The organism is Variovorax sp. YR266 (assembly GCF_900107295.1).
GTDB lineage: Bacteria > Pseudomonadota > Gammaproteobacteria > Burkholderiales > Burkholderiaceae_C > Variovorax.
Map to the genome: position 1 here is coordinate 1 of NZ_FNPM01000035.1, position 4,386 is coordinate 4,386.

1 protein-coding gene is annotated in these 4,386 nt (G+C 68.2%); it reads left to right on the forward strand.

Annotated elements, in window-relative coordinates:
* Positions 1-4,386: non-ribosomal peptide synthetase (locus BLW48_RS34730; RefSeq protein ID WP_143047877.1), on the forward strand; the 4,386-nt coding region annotated here is incomplete at both ends.

Consider the following 4,386-nt stretch of genomic DNA (forward strand, 5'->3'; position numbering starts at 1 on the left):
TACATGGTCCCCGCGGCCATCGTGGTCCTGCAAGCTCTGCCGCTGACCCCCAACGGCAAGCTCGACCGCAAGGCACTGCCCGCCCCGGACTTCACTCCGCGATCCATCCGCGCCCCACGCACCCCCCAGGAGGAGACCCTCGCAGCCCTCTTCACCGAGGTCCTGCGCCTGCCCTCCGTGGGCATCGACGACAACTTCTTCGACCTCGGTGGCGACAGCATCACCTCCATCCTGCTGGTCAGCCGCGCGCGCAAGGCCGGACTGCTCATCTCCCCGCGCGATGTCTTCCAGCACCAGAACGTCGCAGCGCTGGCCACCGCTGCGGCCGCTGCCGCTGCCGCCTCCGCACAGTCCGCGCCCGGCGACGAGCAGGATGTGGCCGAAGGCTCCCTCACGCCCACGCCGATCGTCCACTGGCTGATGGAGCGCGGTGGCCCCGTGCGCCAGTTCAACCAGTCCATGCTGCTGCAGGTGCCCGCAGACCTTCAGGAAGCGCATTTGATCGGTGCGCTGCAAGCGCTGCTGGACCACCACGATGCCTTGCGCATGCGCCTGACCCAGGCGCCCGTGGCAGGGACTTGCTCTTCTTCCTCCTGGCAGCTGGAGGTTCCGCCTTCGGGGACGATCCACGCGCAGCAGTGTCTGCACCGCATCGACATGGTTGGCCTGCACGAAGATGGGCGCCGGGTCCTCGTGGCAGAGGCCTCGCGCGCTGCCGCCGAACGCCTGAACCCCGAGGCCGGCCACATGCTGCAGGCCGTGTGGCTCGATGCCGGCAGCGCGCAGCCGGGCCGCCTCCTGCTGATGATCCACCACCTGGCGGTGGACGGCGTGTCCTGGCGCATCCTCCTGCCCGACCTGCAGGCCGCATGGCAGGCGGTACGACAAGGCGATCAGGTCAAGTTGGAACCTCAAGGCACTTCCCTGCGCCGCTGGGCCCGCAAGCTCCACGAAGAAGCCCTCCACCCCTCGCGCACGGCCGAGCTGCCCCTGTGGCGCTCCATCCTCGACACGCCCGATCCTCTGCTGTCGCAGCGCCGCCTCGATGCGGCCATCGACACCGCATCCACCGCGCAGCGCTTGGTCCTCACCCTGCCCAGCGCCATCACCTCCGCCCTGCTCACCCAGGTCCCCGCGCTCTTCCACGGCCGCATCAACGACGTGCTGCTGACGGCCTTCGCCCTGGCCTTGGCCGACTGGCGCCGCACTCGCCTGCCGCAGCTTGCCGCCTCGCACGCCTCCAACGTGCTCTTCGACCTCGAGGGCCACGGCCGCGAGGACATTTTCGAAGGTGTCGATCTCTCGCGCACCATCGGATGGTTCACCAGCCTGTTCCCCGTGCGCCTGGACCTCCAGGGCATCGACCTGGACGACGCCCTGCGCGGCGGCGAGCACCTCGGGCGAGCCCTCAAGCGCAGCAAGGAGCAGCTGCGTACCCTGCCCGACAACGGCATGGGCTTCGGGCTGCTGCGCCACCTCAACCCAGAGACGGCTGCTGCGCTGAAGGATTCGACGCCGCAGATCGGCTTCAACTACCTGGGCCGCTTCACCGCGTTCAGCGATAGCGCGCAGAGTGCGCAGAACTGGGCCGCCGCGCCCGAGGCTCCCGCCCTCGGCGGCGGGGCCGATCCGCGCATGCCCATGGCACACGCCATCGAGCTCAACGCACTCACCCGCGACCTGCCACAAGGGCCCGAGCTCAGCGCCACCTGGGCATGGGCTGGCGAGCTCTTCACTCGCGGCGATATCACCGAACTCTCCGGTACCTGGTTCCGCGCCCTCGAGGCCATGGCAATCCATGCGAACCAGGCCGGCGCCGGCGGATTCACTCCTTCGGACTTCCCGCTCGTCGCCATCGATCAGGACCGCCTCGAACAACTGGAGCGAGACCATCCAGTCCTCGAAGACATCCTGCCCCTGTCCCCGTTGCAGCACGGGCTGCTGTTCCACGCACTCTTCGACGTGCGGGAGGCAGACGCCTACGTCGTGCAACAGGTCTTCGAACTCGCGGGATCGCTGGATCCAGTTGCCCTGCAGGCAGCCGTGCACGCCCTGCTGCAGCGCCACGCCAACCTGCGCGCCAGCTTCCTCTTGCACGATTTCGCTGAGCCGATGCAGATCATTCCGAGCCAGATCGCCCTGCCCTGGCAGGACATCGATCTCTGCTCCTTCGAACCCCACGAGCGCGAGGCCCGCCTCAACCGCTGGCTCCAGGAAGATCGCATTCGCCCCTTCGATCCCGCCCAGGCCCCGCTGCTGCGCTTCGCGCTCATCCGCCTGAGCCCTCGGCGGGCGCGCTTCGTCTTCACCAGCCACCACATCCTGCTCGACGGCTGGTCCATGCCCATCCTGGTCAAGGAGCTGTTCACGCTGTATGCGGCCCAGGGCAACCCTCGCTCGCTGGCGCCGGCCACACCGTATCGGCATTACATCGAATGGATCAAGCGGCAGGATCGCGCCACCGCAGAGAATGCATGGCGCCGCGCATTCGAAGGGCTGGAAGAGGGCACGAAACTCTGCGCCGTACCCGCTTCAGCCTCAGGCAAGCAGGAGATCATCGCACTCCGCCTCTCGCCACAATTGAGCGCCGCCCTCGTGCGCCAGGCCCGTACGCACGGCTTGACGCTCAATACGCTGCTGCAGGGCGCCTGGGGCACGCTGCTCGGTCGCCTCACGGGCCGCAACGACGTGGTCTTCGGCATCACCGTCTCGGGACGACCGCCAGAGCTTCCCGGCATCGAGCGCATGGTGGGCCTGCTCATCAACACCCTGCCCTTGCGCTTGCGCTTTGACACCTCCGAACCTGTCGTCCGAGCGCTCGCACGCCTGCAGGACGAGCAGTCCCAACTCATCGCGCACCCGCACCTGGGTCTGACCGACATCCAGGGCATCGCAGGTGTCCCCTCTTTGTTCGATACCCTTCTCATCTTCGAGAACTACCCTGTCGACTTCATCGCACGCGCGCCAGTGCACGACGGACTTCAGATCTCCCATGCCGGCAGCCATGGAGGAGACACGACGCACTACCCGTTGAGCATCGTCGCCATCCCCGGTGCGCAGCTGCAGCTGCGCGTGGGCTACAGGCCCGATGTGCTCGATCACTCCGCAGTCGAACAGATCATTGCCCGTCTGCAGCATGTGCTCGAGGCCATCGCCGCCGACCCCTCCCAGCCCATCGGGCGCATCGAGATCCTCGCGCCCGAGGAGCGCCAGCAGATCCTGCTCGGATGGAACGACACCGCGCACCCCGTGGCCGAGTCGACCCTGCCCGCGCTCTTCGAGCAGCAGGCCGCCCGCACCCCAGAGGCCATCGCCCTCGTCTTCGAGGACCAGCGCCTGAGCTACGCCGAGCTCAACGCACGCGCCAACCAGATCGCTCACCACCTCATCGCTCGCGGCGTGGGACCCGAGCGCTTCGTCGCCCTTGCGCTGCCTCGATCCCTGGAGCTCGTCGTCAGCCTGCTGGCCATCCTCAAGGCCGGCGCCGCCTACCTGCCCCTGGACGTGGACTATCCCAGGGACCGTCTGGCCTTCATGCTCGAGGACGCAGCTCCGGTCTGCATGATCAGCGACTCCGCCACCGCCGACCTCCTGCCTGCGGGCGTGCCCACCCTGCTGCTGGATGCACAGGCGGTAAGCCAGGCCATCGCCGCACGCTCTCGCGCCAACCCCACCGACGCCCAGCGCACCCGGCCCCTGGCCCCTTCCAACCCCGCCTACGTCATCTACACCTCAGGCTCCACGGGCAAGCCCAAGGGCGTCGTCGTCTCGCATGCCAATTTCGGCAACTTCATGCAGTCCATGCACGCCGGGCTGGCCCTGCAATCCTCGGACCGGATGCTGGCGACGACGACCATCGGGTTCGACATCGCCGCGCTCGAGATATTCGTGCCCTTGCTCAGTGGCAGCAGCGTCACCATCGTTCCCCGGTCCGTCGTGCTGGACCCGCCCGCTCTGGCGCAATGCATCGCCACATCCGGCATCACGGTCATGCAGGCCACGCCCACGCTGTGGCAAAGCCTGCTCTCCGCGACCGACACGCTGCCTGCCGTTCACATCCTTGTCGGCGGCGAAGCGCTCCCGCAAGAACTGGCCGCCTTGCTGCACAGCGCGGGGCGCAAGCTGACCAACCTGTACGGCCCCACCGAGACGGCGATCTGGTCGACCGCAGCCGAACTGCACGATGCCAGCGTCACTCCTCCCATCGGCCGTCCGATCTGGAACACGCAGGTGTACGTGCTCGATGCGCAGCTGCAGCCCGTGCCCGCGGGCGTGGCCGGCGAGCTCTACATCGCAGGCGCCGGCCTGGCGCGCGGCTACCTGAACCGCCCCGGCCTGAGCGCCGAGCGATTCGTCGCCAACCCCCTGGGCGCCCCCGGCAGCCGC